The organism is Paenibacillus sp. FSL L8-0494 (assembly GCF_038003695.1).
GTDB classification, from domain to species: domain Bacteria; phylum Bacillota; class Bacilli; order Paenibacillales; family Paenibacillaceae; genus Paenibacillus_AQ; species Paenibacillus_AQ odorifer.
Window position 1 is genome coordinate 6,682,079 of record NZ_JBBOPQ010000001.1, and the last position, 17,716, is coordinate 6,699,794.

At 43.1% G+C, this 17,716-nt stretch carries 18 protein-coding genes; 4 read left to right on the forward strand and 14 right to left on the reverse strand.

Annotated elements, in window-relative coordinates; all coding sequences use genetic code 11:
- Nucleotides 1-10: 10 nt before the first annotated feature.
- From NYE35_RS30130 to NYE35_RS30145, 4 genes are all read right to left on the reverse strand, one after another.
- Entirely contained in the window at nt 11-1,264 is a 1,254-nt protein-coding gene (locus tag NYE35_RS30130) for a polysaccharide deacetylase family protein (protein WP_038573794.1), read from the reverse strand.
- 5 nt (nt 1,265-1,269) lie between these two features.
- A complete protein-coding gene (locus tag NYE35_RS30135) occupies nt 1,270-1,992 on the reverse strand; it encodes a hypothetical protein (RefSeq protein WP_036682228.1) in 723 nt (240 codons plus the stop codon).
- A gap of 175 nt (nt 1,993-2,167) precedes the next feature.
- Nucleotides 2,168-2,833 (reverse strand): glycosyltransferase, encoded by a 666-nt coding sequence (locus tag NYE35_RS30140; protein ID WP_254924506.1) that lies wholly within the window; start codon nt 2,831-2,833, stop codon nt 2,168-2,170.
- A 135-nt stretch (nt 2,834-2,968) separates the two neighbouring features.
- Nucleotides 2,969-3,325 (reverse strand): nucleotide excision repair endonuclease, encoded by a 357-nt coding sequence (locus NYE35_RS30145; RefSeq protein WP_036682230.1) that lies wholly within the window; start codon nt 3,323-3,325, stop codon nt 2,969-2,971.
- A 254-nt stretch (nt 3,326-3,579) separates the two neighbouring features.
- Here NYE35_RS30145 and NYE35_RS30150 point away from each other — a divergent pair, with 254 nt between their 5' ends.
- The gene (locus tag NYE35_RS30150; protein WP_076191619.1) at nt 3,580-5,070 is read left to right on the forward strand and encodes a peptide MFS transporter; all 1,491 of its coding nucleotides are present in this window, start codon (nt 3,580-3,582) and stop codon (nt 5,068-5,070) included.
- Between the two features lie 67 nt (nt 5,071-5,137).
- Here the strand turns inward: NYE35_RS30150 and NYE35_RS30155 are convergent, their stop codons facing one another.
- Nucleotides 5,138-6,553 carry a hypothetical protein gene (locus tag NYE35_RS30155; RefSeq protein WP_038573800.1) on the reverse strand — a complete coding sequence of 472 codons (1,416 nt, stop codon included), beginning with the start codon at nt 6,551-6,553 and terminating at the stop codon, nt 5,138-5,140.
- A gap of 163 nt (nt 6,554-6,716) precedes the next feature.
- Entirely contained in the window at nt 6,717-7,469 is a 753-nt protein-coding gene (locus tag NYE35_RS30160) for an SDR family NAD(P)-dependent oxidoreductase (protein ID WP_038573803.1), read from the reverse strand.
- A gap of 187 nt (nt 7,470-7,656) precedes the next feature.
- On the opposite strand from NYE35_RS30160, the gene NYE35_RS30165 reads away from it, so the two are divergent.
- Complete coding sequence (locus tag NYE35_RS30165; protein WP_076143883.1) at nt 7,657-8,298, forward strand: TetR/AcrR family transcriptional regulator; 642 nt, start codon at nt 7,657-7,659, stop codon at nt 8,296-8,298.
- A gap of 123 nt (nt 8,299-8,421) precedes the next feature.
- Here the strand turns inward: NYE35_RS30165 and NYE35_RS30170 are convergent, their stop codons facing one another.
- From NYE35_RS30170 to NYE35_RS30180, 3 genes are all read right to left on the reverse strand, one after another.
- Nucleotides 8,422-9,543: a nitric oxide synthase oxygenase gene (locus NYE35_RS30170; RefSeq protein WP_341122366.1), complete on the reverse strand. Its 1,122-nt coding sequence runs from the start codon at nt 9,541-9,543 to the stop codon at nt 8,422-8,424.
- A 139-nt stretch (nt 9,544-9,682) separates the two neighbouring features.
- Entirely contained in the window at nt 9,683-9,961 is a 279-nt protein-coding gene (locus tag NYE35_RS30175; protein WP_038573810.1) for a hypothetical protein, read from the reverse strand.
- 80 nt (nt 9,962-10,041) lie between these two features.
- Nucleotides 10,042-10,863 carry a methyl-accepting chemotaxis protein gene (locus tag NYE35_RS30180; protein ID WP_036682244.1) on the reverse strand — a complete coding sequence of 274 codons (822 nt, stop codon included), beginning with the start codon at nt 10,861-10,863 and terminating at the stop codon, nt 10,042-10,044.
- 108 nt (nt 10,864-10,971) lie between these two features.
- On the opposite strand from NYE35_RS30180, the gene NYE35_RS30185 reads away from it, so the two are divergent.
- Together NYE35_RS30185 and NYE35_RS30190 are read left to right on the forward strand one after the other, a co-directional pair.
- Entirely contained in the window at nt 10,972-11,820 is an 849-nt protein-coding gene (locus NYE35_RS30185; RefSeq protein ID WP_341122367.1) for a metallophosphoesterase, read from the forward strand.
- A gap of 185 nt (nt 11,821-12,005) precedes the next feature.
- Entirely contained in the window at nt 12,006-13,112 is a 1,107-nt protein-coding gene (locus tag NYE35_RS30190; RefSeq protein WP_341122368.1) for a PdaC/SigV domain-containing protein, read from the forward strand.
- A gap of 63 nt (nt 13,113-13,175) precedes the next feature.
- Here NYE35_RS30190 and hmpA read toward each other — a convergent pair whose 3' ends face one another.
- From hmpA to NYE35_RS30215, 5 genes are all read right to left on the reverse strand, one after another.
- Nucleotides 13,176-14,381, reverse strand: coding sequence for an NO-inducible flavohemoprotein (gene hmpA, locus NYE35_RS30195; protein WP_076143887.1), 1,206 nt, complete (start codon nt 14,379-14,381; stop codon nt 13,176-13,178).
- 209 nt (nt 14,382-14,590) lie between these two features.
- Entirely contained in the window at nt 14,591-15,427 is an 837-nt protein-coding gene (locus NYE35_RS30200; protein WP_036682251.1) for a YitT family protein, read from the reverse strand.
- A gap of 38 nt (nt 15,428-15,465) precedes the next feature.
- Entirely contained in the window at nt 15,466-15,987 is a 522-nt protein-coding gene (locus tag NYE35_RS30205) for a VanZ family protein (RefSeq protein ID WP_076179234.1), read from the reverse strand.
- Entirely contained in the window at nt 15,987-16,838 is an 852-nt protein-coding gene (locus tag NYE35_RS30210) for a M15 family metallopeptidase (RefSeq protein WP_076105096.1), read from the reverse strand. Before NYE35_RS30210 ends, NYE35_RS30205 begins: the two co-directional genes overlap by 1 nt.
- A 108-nt stretch (nt 16,839-16,946) precedes the next feature.
- Entirely contained in the window at nt 16,947-17,642 is a 696-nt protein-coding gene (locus tag NYE35_RS30215) for a response regulator transcription factor (protein ID WP_036682255.1), read from the reverse strand.
- Between the last annotated feature and the right edge of the window lie 74 nt (nt 17,643-17,716).

Sequence of the window (17,716 nt, forward strand, 5' to 3'; positions counted from 1 at the left end):
TTCTCTGATTCTATTTAAACACAACAAATTTCAGGTTTTTCTCTTGAAAATACTTAATGATAGCAGGCAAAGCTTCTACAGTAATCTTCTTTTCGTGAAATAGATAGACTCCGCCGGACGGATCGGCATGATGAACATATTGAAGAATATCCTCTGGGTTCTTGACGTTCCAATCCTCGGGATCACGATTCCACAATAATACCTTCATCTGCTGTTCCGTCACCTTGGCGGTTAACTTGTCATTGATCGCCCCATATGGCGGCCGAAAAATAGTAATCGGCGATTGTGTAATTTGCTCCAGCGCCTGATTAGTCTTCGCCAAGTTATTCCGGTTCTCCTCAACGCTATTAGCAGTCATTTTGCTATGATCCCACGAATGACTCCCAACCGACATCTTATGCTCATTAGCATACCTAACGGCTTCCGCATTATGAGCTACCTTATTCCCAATGAATAAAAAGGTGGCAGCCACCTTATGTTCTACTAGAATATCTACGATCTCTTTCGTATACTTTGACGGTCCATCATCAAATGACAAGGCAACGTAACCCTTTGGCAAGCTATACAAAAATTCATTCTCGGGTAATTCATACTTTTCGTACGGCAATGTCTGTTCCTGAGGAGGGGCCGAAGGTTCTGGTGTAGGCTCGGCTTGCTGGTTATGAACCGATATCGTCTGCGCAAGGGTAACGAACGGCACCGAAAGTAATGGCTCAGAGTCGGCCCCTAATACGGGTTCCTCCAGCGCTTCAGCACTATCTACGAGTTGTCCATCCATTCGCAGAGGTAACACAAATATCAAACAAGCGAACATGAGACACAGCAGTGCAACCAGTCCAATTCGTTTGGTCTTCTTTCTGCTTATCCTATGCCCTGGTTCTGTAGAGGGAAGCATGGTCTGAACTACCCTCTCCTCTTCTGCTTGAGGATAGTCCTGCTGCTTTAATTGAAGAAGTTGGGTTACATAATATTCAGAACAGGCAAAATACAATGTTTCGCTGTATGCTCTGTTCATTATAATCAGTGTGCTGTAGTAACTATTCCGAAAAGGATCCCACTTCGGATACAGCGACAATCTCATTCTCCCTCCGGAAAAGGGACCTAGCGCCTTCAATTGTTCGTATGTAAATTCATCTATGGTGAGCTTGCTTCTTGCGTACCCAACATTACGGGTTAGACCTACCTCAATCTGATAACCGGCCTGTTCATGCTCAAGCGACAGTAACTCAATCATTAGAATGGTGTCCGGTTCCTTAGATGCCATGAATCCTATGTATCTCCGTTTCCATCATTTCGATCCGTCAGACTACTGCCACTCCCAAAAGGAACCGTCATCCGATTGGTGAAATCGCTGATCATACCCGAGAGATACGCCTTTTCTTGGCGAATCGTATCGTACTTCTGTTTTAAATGTGCATTCTCAATCTCAACCCGTCCGATTTTCTCTTCCAGATCATTCATCTTTTTAAGTTTCTCTGCATGGGCTTCGTTATGTTTTTGAATCAGATTTACATATTTTTGCTGCTCCAGCTCAATGGTACTCTTTAATTCCTCGATCTCAGCTGTGAGCGCAGTTTGAAGCTCGCGGTAATCCTCCAGCACTTGATCGACCTTCAAATTTCTCTCAATCAACTTATGCTCAAGCTCGCGGACATTCTTTTCTCTTTCCTCAATGACCTTATTAAGGTTTTTCATATCCCGGTTTAATCGCTCCACATGACTGCTGGAATGGGTCAACCGATCCTGAAGCTCATTAATATTGGTCTCCGCATGTTGTCTGGCCTGAATAATCTGCTCCACGGAGAAGATCAAATCGAGTGATTTTTTATCAAGCTGAGCTTTGCCTGTCGTAACCAATCCAGCTAAAGTCTCGTCCGAGGTCTTTTCTTCTATTTCTTCGACCTGATCATCTAATAACTGTACCTTTTGAACCATATCCGACTTGGATTGCTTATCCACTGAATCTTTCTTTTTAAAAAAGGGGGAAATCATCGATTTTATCACCTCAATTATAAAAAAATGTCAAAAAATGTCGAGTGCCCACGAGTCTATTATAGTTTACTTATCTTGTATGTAAGTGAGCCTTTATATCTAACTTTCTGAAATGCACCTAAAGACCTATTTTCTTCTGCAAAATAAAAAAAGCACCCCTTCGGGTGCTTTGATTTCAATTGAATTTATCGGGAAATTGTTTGATCAATCCCTCGGTTAAAATATCTGCGAACATGATCATATGCTCCAGCCCTTTATCAAATGCGACAATTTCGGCATCCCAATCCTTTTTAACTCTAGCCGTCACGTCATCAGTAATCAATTCCAGATGTTCATGAAGCATTTCCTTTAATTGTTCATAAGAATATTTGGGATTCTGACTACTAAGGAACTTGGCAATGTCATCGGCGTTGGTATACCACTCTTTATTGTATTTTTCCACATCGGCCTGATTTCCAGCCTTCACAGCATCTAGGACTTTTCCGGCAATAAGAATATGCTCCCGCAATAATTGAGCTACCTTATCTCCAACTGCCTCACCGTAATACGGTTTAAAGGCATCCCCTATGTCCTGCTGATTCTGTAACAGCCTTGCCAGTACCTTCTCCTTATCCTCGGAATCTGCAAAGGCGCTAACAATGTAATTTTTTGTCCATACCACATGATCGATCCATAACTTCCTAAGATTATCCTTAAGCTCAATTACGGAAGGGGTTAAGCATTGCTTGTGGGAGCTCTTTTTCTCTTTAGCTGCTGCAGCATCAGCAATTGTAGGTGTAACACTTACAACCAGAAACATACACAATAAGGTTAGCTTCAACATCAAATTCTTATTTTTCAATATGACCTATCTCCTTGTGAACAGTAATGGATTTGAATATCTTGTATATTGTGCACCTTTACTTCCATTTCATTCACAGCTGATCTCAGAACACAAAAAAAGCACCATCACGTGGACGGCGCCTGAGTCTAACTATTATCTAAACATCACTTTGTCTACATTGTATTTAGATTTCAGTTCATTAATGATATAGGTTTCGTAGATCTCTCTATGAACTGGACTTTCGATTAAACATACATCAATTCTGGTGACCTCGTCCCGATGTTGCTTGATGTCAGATACGGTGTCTTCAAAATGTTTTTTAATTCTTGGTCTTAACTTTCTCGCTTTACCTACAAACAACAACTCATCCTGATCATTGTAGAACATAAAGATACCGCCGTAATCTCTCGGAATCAGGTGAAAATCAGTAAATCCGTAAATATTGCTTAACTGCGGGTTAATTTGTTTAGTAATACTAACATCCGCTTTGGGAATCGTTATGTTGATCATTAGCTCACGTCCTCTTTCTATATAGGAGTAAATAGTATCATAAATCGCTAAGTAAGACCATTCAATCTGGCGCAGTCAAATAAATACAATAAAAGCAAGTTCGATTGATCTAATGGAAATATTACTAAAAATATGGCATTATTCAAAGCCTTCCTGCCCAAGGGTTGCGGTCTTAGACAGGAGAGGATTATAAATAAAATAGAGGCGTTTGCATCATGATATATAGATATTTGTCATCTAGGAGGATTTGATTCATGGCAGTAACAGACCGGCAAAAAATAGTAGATAGCGTCCCGCAAAAGGGTTTCTTCGGACATCCTAAGGGACTTTTCACCCTTTTCTTCACAGAATTTTGGGAGCGTTTCTCTTATTATGGCATGCGAGCTATCCTTGTCTACTACATGTATTATGAAGTGAGCCAAGGCGGTCTCGGATTACCTGAAGATATGGCACTTTCTATTATGTCTATCTATGGATCGCTTGTATATATGTCAGGGATCATCGGAGGCTGGCTTGCAGATCGGCTTCTCGGAACTTCGAGGGCTGTTTTCTACGGCGGCGTTTTAATCATGTTCGGGCATATACTACTGGCTATTCCAGGCAATACCACATTGTTTTTTGCTTCGATGGTTTTAATCGTACTCGGAACGGGTCTACTGAAACCCAATGTTTCAAGTATTGTCGGCGAAATTTATAGCGAGCAGGATAACCGCCGTGACGCTGCCTTCAGCATTTTTTATATGGGCATCAACCTGGGAGGATTTCTCTCCCCACTAATTGTTGGCGCAGTAGGCATGAATAATTTCCATCTAGGTTTCTCGATTGCCGCAGTCGGAATGTTTATTGGACTAGTCGTTTATATTATGACTCGCACAAAAAATCTGGGTCTGGCCGGTACGATTGTACACAACCCTATTCCTGCAGATCAGAAGAAAAAAATCTTTACTTGGATTGGTGTAGGATTAGTTGTACTTGCGATTTTGATTACGATCGGCATTCTTACCGGAGTGCTTACCTTTGAAACATTAATAAAAATAGTAGGGGTATTAGGCTTACTTATTCCTACGATGTATTTCATTATGATGTACCGCAGTCCCAAAACAACAGCCGTTGAACGGTCAAGAATTCTCGCATACATTCCTTTATTTATCGCATCGATTATGTTCTGGGCGATTCAAGAGCAGACTTCCACAGTTCTAGCTAGTTTTGCTGATAAACGGACCCAATTGGATTTTGCAGGCTTACACATTTCTCCTGCTTGGTTCCAATCGCTTAACCCGCTGTTTATTATCACTCTTGCACCTATATTTGCCTGGTTGTGGTTAAAGCTCGGTAACCGTCAACCCTCGATTCCGCAAAAGTTCTCGCTTGGTTTACTGTTTGCAGGTTTATCCTTCCTGGTGATTCTAGTACCTGCTTATTTCGGTGGAGCTAATTCACTTGTGAATCCATTATGGCTGGTACTCAGCTATTTTATCATCGTAATCGGGGAGTTATGCTTGTCCCCTGTGGGTTTATCAGCAACGACCAAACTGGCACCGGCGGCTTTTACCGCTCAAATGATGAGTATGTGGTTCTTATCGAATGCCGCTGCCCAAGCAATTAATGCTCAGATTGTGAAGTTCTATACCCCGGATACCGAAATGATGTACTTTGGAGTAATTGGGGGAGTGGCCCTTATCCTTGCGCTTATCCTCTTCCTATTCTCTTCCAAAATTCAGAATTTCATGAAAGGGATACATTAAACACACCCAAAGGCTGCCCGAGATTCTCTCGGCAGCCTTTTTTTGGTTTCCTATAGTTATCCAACCTCTACACCAGAAACATGGCGACAATCGTCGTGACAACCAGCCCAATGAGTACAGGCTTAACATTCCGTCTCGCCAGCTCAAAGGGGCTTACTCCGCAAATAGCGGCGGCCGGAATCAATGCCCACGGAATCAGCGTGCCTCCACCTACCCAAATTGCAGCTACCTGACCCAGCGCAGTTAAAGTCGCCGCATCGGAATGTGTGGCCACCGCAAACAATTTCCCAATAGACCCGGCAAGTGAAATGCCCGAGAACCCTGAACCATCTAGGCCTGTAATGGCTCCGGTTATAGTTGCGGTCACAGCACCCACTGCGCCGTTCAGAGGGACGTTATGAGCTAGAGCGACCCCTAGATCATTTACAATCCCCTGAGATGCGGCGGGCAGCACTTTGCCGAATAATTCAGCAAACGCCGAATCCCCCAGATAGAAAAAAGCGGCAATCGGTATCACAGGACCAAATACTTTGAAGCCAAACGTAAGTCCATCAATCAGATAAGAAGTTACTTGCTCCAATCCTTTATTACGATGTGCCAACAAGGTGACTACAACCAGAATGAATACCGCAGTTCCACCAACTAAGGCAGTTGCGTCTCCACCCTGCAAATCGAGCAGGAACATGCCTGCTACATCGGCTAAAAACAGGATGGGAATGGCGATGGCCAGCCATTTTTTCAATGCTGGATGAATCACCGCTGGATCCTCTGCCGTATCATTCTCTGCAGATAACGCACTCCCGGCACTTTTCCCGGCAATAAGCCCGTCTCGCCAAGTTCCCTTCTTCTGATCTCTGCGCATCATCCAATACGCCGTTATCGTAGTCACCACGCCCATAACAATTACAAGCGGAACACTCGCCTCCATGACACTGGTCACTGGAAGTCCTGCCGCATCTGCTGTTAATTTAGGCGCACCTTGAATAATATAATCACCTGAGAGTGCAATCCCGTGGCCAAATAAATTCATTGCCATCGCCGCTCCAAGAGCAGGCAGTCCCACTCGAATGGCAACCGGCAGCAGCACAACCCCGATCAAGGCCACTGCGGGTGAAGGCCAGAAGAACCATGAGGTGACCATCATAATCAGACCGATCCCCCAAAAGGCTATGAACGGTGTGCGCAAAAAGCGGGTAAGTGGAGCAACCATGATCTCGTTAATCCCCGTGCGTGTTAATACCCGGCTCATGGCTACTATGATCGAAATAATCATGATCGTACCCATTAGCTCCTTGGTTGCATATACAAAAGAGTTGAATACACCTGTGACTGAACCACTGACGGTTTCCGTGGCTAACCACCCAAGTACAAAGATGCCCGCAATACAGATCATCGTTGTGTCCCGTCTCTTGATCAGAAGTGCCATTATAAATATGATAAATGCCAGATATACATAATGGAGCGCTGTTAACTGGATGCCCATCTCTGCACCACACCCTTCTCCTACTATCCGAGTGCTATATGGTATGCAGGGGTGTAGGCTAATGTTCGGTAGAAATAGACCTAAAACAGCAAAAGAAGCCGTCCCGCGCGTAGAGAAAATCTACGTATGGGACGGCTTCTTAGTGTTTCTTAATTAAAGATTATTATTTAGCTACGACTCCGCCATCAACCGGCAGCTCAACACCTGTAATGTAAGAAGCTTCATCAGAAGCCAAGAACAATACAGCTTCAGCTACTTCAGAAGCACGACCAACACGTGGCAGCGCAGTCTGAGACATAAAGAAGCTATGCATTTTTTCGTTATTTACAAATTCAGCACTCATTGGGGTTTCGATAAATCCTGGGTGAACAGAGTTCACACGAATGTTATCTTTACCAAAGTCTACAGCTGCTGCTTTACTTAGCATACGAACTGCACCTTTAGAAGCTGTATAAGCACCAGCACCGCTGCTGCCAGTCAAACCTGCGATGGATGAAATATTAACGATAGAACCACCTTTATTATTCTTCATTTGAGGAACAACATGCTTCATGCCAAGGAATACGCTGCTCACGTTGATGTTCATTACTTTGTTCCATTGATCAACAGTGGATTCGAGCAATTGAACCGGGAATGAGATCCCTGCATTGTTTACCAAAATGTCGATTTTCCCGAACTTGCTAATCACATCTTCTACAACCTTGATCCAGTCTTCTTCGGAAGCCACATTATGTGCATAAGCTGCTGCTTGTCCACCATTTGCTTCAATTTCCTTCACAACTGCTTGTACGGCAGCCTCGTTAATATCAGTTGCCACAACTGTAGCGCCCTCTTTGGACAATAAAAGGGCTTCTTCACGGCCCATGCCACTGCCTGCACCTGTAATAATTGCTACTTTATTAGTTAGACGATTCATAATTAGGTCTCCTCTATAATCGTATTGTGATATAATATTTGAGTGATGATAGTCACACTATCACTGTGATATACATCATATCATTTTTGTAAAAGAACTACAACCACTCCTTGCTTAATCCAATAAACGGTGGATATAATACTAATAATTGAAAATCCCAATCAAAAAATGGAAGGGTCTAGCCCTCATGAATCCTAAAACACGATACGAAAAAGAAAGATCCGATGGTAAGCAGCAACGATTAATTACGATCCTCGAATCCGCAGAACGAGTATTATCACAAAAAGGAATCGAAAAGTCGACGATGCAAGATGTCGCAAGCGAAGCCAATATCGGGATTGCGACGTTATTTCGCTATTTTCCTAGAAAAGAAAAGCTCATAGTGGCTGTAGCCACCCGAATGCTGGAGCCTATGCTCGATCATTTTAAATACGTAGCGGACTTGCCCCTTACTTGTCTTGAACAAATCGAGAAATTATTTGATTTCTTTATTCAGGATCAAAATCATCTAAGTATTATTTTTATGGTCAATTTCGAAAGCTACGCCTCACACTCAAGTGAGCCTGTTGAGGATGTTCTGAGCTTCAATGCACTCAACCGCAAAATTTGGCATGAATACTCCAGGATCATTCAAAATGGGGTAGAAGACGGCTCTATTCGTGCGGGTCTCCCCGTAAAAGAGACCTTAATTACGCTCATGAATAGCTTTGCCCTCTTTTCCAGAAAACTAACGATGAAAAAAAACATTCTCCTGCTGGAATCGGATCTAGACTCCGACGATCAGCTTGAGCTACTTAAACAAATTTTTCTGGATCATTTAAAAGCCTAAAAAGCGCCAGTTTCCTTAGGAGGGGAACTTGGCGCTTTTTCTATAGTCAAACAAAAAGAGACATTTCCGAGGAAAATGCCTCTATCCAGATTCAAGTTGCGACCTATATACTGCCTTCGTTAGCTAGTGAAACGGGCAGGTTGCGACGGGTGATTGTTGATAAAGAAAACGAGGGCTGAAATCATATTCTTTTAACGTACGATCATGCCAAATCGGTGTAGACGAAGGTGACATAGGCGGAATCAGCCAGGACCAGCGCCCTGAGACTTGGCGCCCCTGCTCGTTCTCCTGTTGCTGGAATCGAACAAATTGATCTGCTGCTGTATGGTGATCCACGATGCTGACCCCTGCTTGCTTGAAGGAATGCAGCACTGCGCGATTCAGCTCAAGAAGCGCCCGATCCTTCCAAAGCGTTGTGTTGCTGGAGCGATCCAGTCCCATCACATCAGCTATAGCTGGCAAAGTGTTGTATCGTCCAGTATCCCCCAAGTTACGCGAGCCGATTTCAGTCTCCATGTACCAACCGTTAAAAGGAGCAGCCGTGTACAGAATACCGCCAATTTCCAACTGCATGTCCGTGATAATGGGTACAGAATACCAACGGAGCTGAAGCTCAGCAAAACGTTCAATTTCAGGATGTGTTAACGGTACCTCCTGAATGAGGTGATCAGGAATAGGGAAAACGTAAGGATGCCCGTTGCCAATACTGATCACTAACGGCAACACATCATAATCGCCACCCGTTCCTTGCCAACCTAGTTGCTGGCATATTTTTGTGAATTCATCCGATGCCGGATCGCCAGCGCGTTCGTGTTCTTCATCGCCAGGGTACCCGGCATAACGAATCAATTGGTGGTTCCAGATCCGAATCTGCCGATTCGGATCTTCCCCGCTGCGGAAGACCGTGATGAGTGAACGAATACGTCCTCCGTTGTTCGCCTTTTCCAGATGTCGCAGCAACGCTTCAGCAACTTGTTCCTCAGTCTCTGCTTGGCGTTCATCGATTAACTCAATGGATTGCCAAAAAAGACGCCCAATGCAGCTGCTATTGTGGCGCCAGGCCATTCTTGCACCATGCGCTAATTCTTCCTTTGTATGTGTGTAACTGCCTGATTGGTTAATTTCCTCATGTACGGCTAGGATGCGATGATCCGTCTCGGCTTCAGACTTGTCTAGTTCAGCGTAACATTGTCGAATGAAAACTTCCGCCTGCCGGGTTAATTCTTCGATGTGCTTGCCATCCATATCCCTTACCCCCCATCTAAACCCTTGCTTAAACTCTCAATCCAGTATAACATCCCTCTTCCTATGCCACATCTTTCAGGGAACAGCGCATAAGAACAACCCGTGAAGCTTGGAGCTTCACAGGTTGCGGCAGGACCATTTAGCGCTCTGAACGTTTCCCTTGCTTATTCAATGAGGCAAGTCTGCTCTTATCCTCGGTCAACAGTTCTTCAGCCAACTCCACACCTTGAGGACCTAGCCAGTCCTGAGCTTGCTGAATCGCCTGCTCAGTATGTGCCAGGCGGTTCTCAGCCTGTGCCAAAGTCTGTTCTGTTGGATGACTAAGTGCCTGAGAGACAGAGAAATGAAGCTTGCCCAAAGAATTTTTGGCTTGAGTTACATTGTCATTCGCTTGCAGACTGGAATCGGGTTGTTTCATAAATGAAATACGCTCCCTTCTGAAATGCGCCTGTTCTCTTCTAGCATGGTTTGGGTGAAGTAATCTTATGCATTCACTATCTACTGGATAATGGATTGCATAAAGGACGTCATTTCATTACTCGCTTTATTCAGGCGCTCAATGACACCGCTGAATTCAGTGACCAATTCTGCTTGTGAGTGTGAAGAAGCAGAGATCGCTTCAATTTCTTGCTCCATTTGCTTAATGGACTTTTGAACATCACTCAGTGATTTTTCAATATTATGGGTTGCTTCTTTAGTGTTAACGGATAGTTTGCGTACTTCCGTAGCAACCACCCCAAAACCTGCCCCTTGCTCTCCTACACGCGCGGCTTCGATTGCCGCATTCAGCCCAAGCAGGTTCGTCTGCTCAGAAATCTCACGAATGAAGCCGGCAACCTTATTCACTTCTTGTGATTCCGTTACGGCTCTACGCGTGTTATCCAATATTTGCTGGGAAGTAGCTGATAATTCCTGAGATTGGGCAGCTACGCTCTGCACCATCTCCATTAGATGACTGCTTATTTCATTAATCTCATCTGTGAATCCTTCAAGCTTATTCTCGTTCTCTAGTGTATAGGCAATGGCAAAAACCCCGATTACATCATCATCCGTTCCGTAGATAGGTACACATGTTGAGATTACAGGAGCTCCATAAATTTCTGCTGGGATTCGGTTAGAGCTTGCTATACCTTTCAGTCCATTTGAAAGCGACAGATCTTCAGGAGGGATAGGGTTACCCTTAACCAATCCGAGATCAATAACTTTACTTGGTGCGTAATAATGGAAGATCTCCCTGTCCGTGATTCCAATCATAATATCCTGCGAATGAATCTTTTTGAAATAAGGTGCTGCGAGGACTAAGGCATCGATAATACTCATCTCTTCATCTCCCATATAAAAAAAATGTATATGTAGTTTTATCGTCACAATGGGTTATTTAATGAATATTGTCATAGTAGAGTAACAATCCTCACGTATGATTTGTTTATGAATACTATTAGCAGACGACAATTTCTAAAGAAAAGCGCTCAATTGACTCTAGGGCTTCTTGGGACAGCTGGTGCATCCGGCATCTATTCACATTGGATCGAACCCTACTGGCTGGAAATCAAATATGTAGATATTACACTTCCTAGACTTCCTCCAGCCTTCGATAGATTTCGTATCGTTCATTTTAGTGATTTACATCAGGGGGTATATTCCAAGCCGCAAGCTTTAACGGAGTTAGCGCAGCAAATTCAACATGTAAATCCAGATCTGATCTGTTTCACCGGCGATTTATTAGATCATTCAGCCGATTATATTTCAGAAGCCGTAGCCTTGTGCTCTCAATTGCGGGCCCCCTTTGGACAATATGCAGTATTAGGAAATCATGATGCTTTTGGGACTAGAAAGGTAGTAACGAAAGGGCTAACACAATCAGGCTTCCATGTGCTCCATAATGAACATATCGTCTTAACCCAAGGTACGGACAAGCTTTATATCGCCGGAATAGATGATCCTTGGGTTGGAAAAGCAGACATCGCCCAAGCGCTGCTTCATATCCCGGAAGAGGCTTGCACAATTCTCCTTGCCCATGAACCTGATTTCGCCGATGACTTTTGTAAGCTGCCTATAGATCTGCAATTGTCTGGCCATAGCCACGGAGGACAAGTGCGACTCCCATTTGTAGGAGCTTTATATACCCCGCCTCACGGAAGTAAATATTCAAGCGGATTATATCAACTGCCCAACAGCCAACTTCAGGTCTATACCACTCGCGGGATAGGAGTAACTCGTATGCCTGTTCGTTTTAATTGTCGCCCCGAGCTCACCGTAATTACCTTACATTCTTAATGCTAGTGTCTTAATCGTACAAAATGGTTAAAAAGTATATACCTTTTGCATATCTATGCAACAACACTGTAACCGCCTTTGTAATCAAATCGAGTTAAAAGCTAGCTATAATTGTAGAAGTGATAGAGGAAAAGATATCATATTGCAACTACATAAGCCCATCCTTGGGAAGGAGAGATTGAGTTATGAATAAAAGTATGAAATGGACCTCAGCCATCTTGGCTGCTGGAGTATTGCTTGGAGGGTCGGGACTAGTAGGAGGAACTTCAGTTCAAGCCGCAACTACCGGAGGAAACACGGTGAAACAAGCCGCACAGCAACCCTCTGTAGTGCTTAAATATAAAGGCCAGACCTTATCGCAGCAAGCGAAAATAGTAAACGGCAATACCATGATCCCTTTAACTGTACTACGGGATGCTTTTGGCCTTTCCATTAACTATAATGCAAGCACTAAAACTTATAGTGTGGGCAGCGATTCCATGAAGCTGGACATGGAGGTCTCAGATTACGGTGTTAGTACAACCCTGAATGGCTATTACATTTATAGCTTGACCGGCAGTCATGATGTGAAGGTCATCAACGACCGGATTTATGTTCCATTCAAACTCTTGTCTGACTATTTAGGAGTGCAAGGCGTTTATAATCCTTCATTGAAATCACTTGATCTAAGTAAAAAAGTAATGAATGACATCAAAATTACCTCTGAAACCTTAGATAAGAGTAATAAAAATGCTAGTATCAAAGTGCAATATCCAAAAATCAGCGGCTTAACAGACGAAGTACAAACTAAGATTAATGCAATCTTCAAAAAGCAAGCTGAACAATTCGTCGCAGAGAGCGAAGAACAGGCTAGTCATAGAGATGGCACTATAGAGAATAAATATGACTTCTCTCAAACTTTTGTTGTCTCCTTTAACCGTGAAGGTGTACTAAGCTTAGTGACGGATCAGTATGGTTATACAGGTGGAGCTCATGGTGGAGCCCTTCGTGAAGGATTTACCTTCTCGCTGAAAGACGGCAAACCAATAGAACTTAAGGACCTGCTGAAGGCAGAGCCAAACTACAAACAAAAATTAGATAAAATGTTGAAGGAAAGCACCAAGGAGCTAGCTTTTCCAGATACACCTGGCGGACTAACAGAAAAACCAAACTTCTACGTTTCCGAGAGTGGCCTTGCAATCTTCTACCAACAGTATGAAATTGCCCCTTATGCGGCTGGAATTCCTACGTACACCTTTAATTTCAGTTCAATATTACCAAAGGGAACTAACCCATTCGCTGCCTTCAAATAAACTTCTATTGTAAAAAAGAGCGTCACAGTCATTAGGACTGGGACGCTCTTTTGGTTTTACAGCTTATGCTTCCAAACTTCCAGCCGGGCCGAAGAATTCATAATGAATTCTGTCTTCAGCCACCTTCCATTCCTTAAGAGCCTTATATATCGCCTTCATAAAAGGAGTCGGTCCGCAGAAATAGAATTCAGAGTTTACGTCTGTTACTTCTTGCAGGCAAGCTAGATCAATATAACCTGTTTTATGGAACGTATCTCCTTCACTTGGGGTTTCATAACATACATAGGATCGTAGGGTAGGATGGGACTGCTCTAAATCCGCCACCATTTCTTTCATAGCATGCAAGCTTCCATTGATGGCTGCATGAATGTACGTTACCTCTCGTTCTGGCTGCGTAGCAATTAACGTCTCCAGCATACTTACCATAGGGGTTAGTCCAACCCCACCGCTGATAAGAACCACTGGACGATCACTATCTTTATTTAGTACGAAATCACCCGCTGGCGAGCTCACTTCCAATATAGATCCCACTTGAACAACATCATGAAGGAAAGTAGATACGACACCAGCCGGTTTATCGGGCCCCTCACCTTCCCGTTTAACTGTGATGCGGTAATACGACTGTCCCGGCGCACTGGACAAACTATAGTGGCGAACATGGGTGTATTCCTCGTCCTCAGGCTGAACACGAACCGTGATGTATTGACCCGGCAAGTAAGAAGCTATAGCCCCTCCGTCCTCAGGAGAAAGGTAGAAGGAAGTAATAAGTTCACTTTCTTTAACCTTCTTAGTAACCACAAAGTTTCTAAATCCACTCCAACCCCCGGGAATTTCGGCAGCCTCACGATACTTCTCTGCTTCGACACCAATAAAGGCATCTGCGATCACGCCATACGCCTTTGCCCAAGCATCAATAATTTCTGGCGTCGCCGCATCGCCAAGTACTTGCCCAATAGCAGCTAACAAAGTCTCACCTACGATGGGATAATGTTCAGGTAATACTCCCAATGCCCGATGTTTCTCCGCAATCTGTTTTACCACAGGCAAGATATTTCCTAGCTGATCAATATTCATTGCCGCCGCGAGTACGGCGTTAGCAAGTGCAGTCTGCTGTTTACCTTCCCGTTGGTTGGCGTGATTAAATATATTTAGTAACTGCGGATGATTTTCAAATAACATGCGATAGAAAGTAGTTGTGATGGTCTTCCCATGAACCTGCAAGACAGGCACCGTTGATTTTATGATTTCAATTGTTTGTTGATCTAACATCTAAATACCCTCTTTCCTGCAATAAATTAATTCCTCTATAAAAAGCATATAGAAGCTTCGCATGCCATAGTGTGCGTTCAATCACACGGGAAATTGAAAAAATGTGAACGAACCAATAATTGCAATGATATCCATCACAATAACGTACCCAAAATCAAAAAAAACTATCCAAGCAGCCATTATAGCTTCCGGGATAGCTTTTTATCTTATTATTTTGACAGCTCCACAAAACCTTCTCCGAATACATCTCTTACATCGTGTATGGTAATAAATGCCTCTTTATCAATGGATTTGACGATTTTCTTAAGCATAGTCACTTCCTGCTTGCTAATCACAATATACAGCAGCTCTTTAGGTGTCTTGGTATAATACCCACGGCCATATATTACTGTGACGCCTCTATCCATAATTCCATTAACCTGTTCAGCAATTTTGTCCTGCTCTTGGGATACAATCGTAACAGCCTTCTTAGGGTTCACTCCCTCAATAATGAAGTCCATTATCTTAGTGGCTACATAGAGCATCACGATCGTAAACATCAGACTTTGTACTCCAATGATGAAATACGAAGCGAACACCACAATTAAATCGACGAGCAGCAGTGCGTAACTAACGTTCCAGTCCAAATATTTATGTAGGATTCTGGCGATGATGGTTGACCCTGCAGTCGTTCCACCCACTCGTATAATCAGCCCGATCCCCACACCTGAGAAGATACCCCCGAATATTGCATTAATTATCAACTCATCACTGCCAATATTCCAATTTTTCGTAAGAATCAGGAATAACGAATTGAAAAACACCGCAATAATCGTGTATACCGTCGTAGTTTTGTCTAGAAATTTGTACCCCACAATTAATAATAAAGCGTTAAGAATCAAACTAACAATACCGGGTGACCACTGATACAAATAGTAAGTAATCATAGTCAGTCCCGTGACCCCGCCTTCACCGAACTCGTTCGGAATCACAAACAAGTTAACAGCCAAGGAGAATAACAAAGCTCCTACAATGATGGAAACAATATCCGAAATACGCTTTTTCATACGATGCCCCTTCTACCCTAGATCTATATCCACAAATACTAACACCGCTTTGATATAGATGCAATCCATCCGAAAGAAGTCAACAGTCTATAGATAAAGTAACCAACCACCCCACCGCTAGTGTTCAAAATAAGATCATCCACATCAAAGGTACCGATATACAATACTAATTGCGTGAATTCAAAACAGAAGCTCAGCGCCAGTGAGAGAAAGAAGACTCTTTGAAACAGCCTTACTTTTTGCGATAACAGCATAGGCACCAAGATCCCAAATGGAATAAAAGCCAACAGATTCCCTACTAAATTAATAGATGAAAAAGGATCTGAAAGTGACAGATTGTCCATCCCCCGTGAGATCTCCTTAAAAGGGATATAGTTGCCACGCCGATTAAAAATCCTGTCTGGATGTTCAAACATACGTCCCGCTTGATCCAAAAGCGATAATAAGTTAACCGGTGCACCTTTAAATAAAATAATTCGGATTAAAAAATACATATAGACGATAAATATCGCTGCCAGCAAAAGGTTTATAGCAGACTTTTTTTTCGGCTCTTTAGTCATTAATATGTAGTAACAATTATGCCATCCATGTTATCGCCTGAAGTCATATATTGCCCTTCCTGTGGAATTTTGATCGTAGTGTATTTGGATACCGGAAAATAACTTACTGTATAAGCTTTACCGTCTACTGTTGTCGAAATCTCTTTGTTCTCCTTCAAGAAATCCAAATATTGCTCTAACACAAGCCCTTTCTCATGAATAATGGCGCTGTGCGGCAACCCTACATAACGGAAATGCCAGGGTTCATATTTTATCCCCGTAATCTCGGTTTTGTCTTTCGGATAGCGGAGAATAAAGCCGTATTTCCAAGCATTTTTTTGCAGCCATTTTCCTTCAGGCGCTTTACTCATTTCTGCTTGGGACGACCCGATATCCAGAGATAATCCTAAATTATGTTCACTATATTGCGCCGGTAAAGCATAGTCCGAGCCTTTTTCCTGATATAATTTCTCTTGCTCTTCAAAGTCCCTGTACCCGCTGCTAATTAAAAAATGATTCACACCCTCTTTTTCGGCAGCTTTGACCATCTTATTGAATTTATGCGCTACACTTTCAGACAAACGAATCGAGGTATCCAGCAGTCCATAACCCTGCACCAGATCCGCCTGCTCATATAAGGTCACGATATCAGGCTTCACACTATCCTCATGTACCGGGTATTGTCTATTCACCAACAACAAATCCCCTTGATACACCTGATCTTGTGTTACCACCTCTAAACTATTGTTATTTGTAATAGATCCTCTGCGGATCTTATCATCGTATCCTAAATTGCCCGTATTTGGTAAATAACGAGCCGCTGCATACCCAAGCAACAACACAACCAACGCCAAAAAGCCCCACTTCTTCATCAGCAATGTCCTCCCATTTCCTTGATAGGAATAGAATAACGAAGACACTTTAAAGAAAAGGCGGGACAAATATAAAGTTTTTCTTAAAATATATAAACTTCACTGGCTTTACCCATTAAAAGTATATCCAACGCCCCAGATCGTCTTAATGAATTTATTCTTATTGATGTCTTCGCCCAGCTTTTTGCGCAAGGTACGGATATGCACCATGACCGTGTTCCCACTCTCATAATAAGCATCGCCCCACACCTGTTGAAAAATGCTCTCCGCACTAAACACCTGCTTGGGATGGCTAACCAATAAATGCAAAATATCAAACTCTTTTGGAGTTAACTCTATGACCTCACCATAAAGAGTAACCGTATGCTCATCCGGTGAAATCATCAATCCCCGAACCTCTAGCACCGATTTAGTTATGGCTGCGGGCTGACTGAATTGTATGGAACGCCGCAACTGGGAATTAACCCGGGCGACCAGCTCCATTGGATTAAACGGTTTGGTCATATAATCATCTGCGCCCATAACCAGTCCGGTGATTTTATCAAGATCGGAAGTTTTAGCACTCAGAAAAATAATCGGCAGATGATGATGCTCCCGAATATGGCGGGTGACCTCGTAACCATCCAGCCCCGGCATCATAATATCCAGAATCGCCAAATCTATCGTTTGCGACTCAATGGCTTGTACCGCTGCCCTTCCATCGGACACTTTGAGGATATGATACCCCTCTTTTTGCAAATGCAAGGCCACCAAGTCGGCAATTTCCGCCTCATCATCCGCAATTAAAATGGTGATGCGCTTCATCTATTTTTCACTCCTATAGGTTGTGCTGTACACTCTTCATCCATTATACCCTAAACTCAAAAACCACTCCTAGA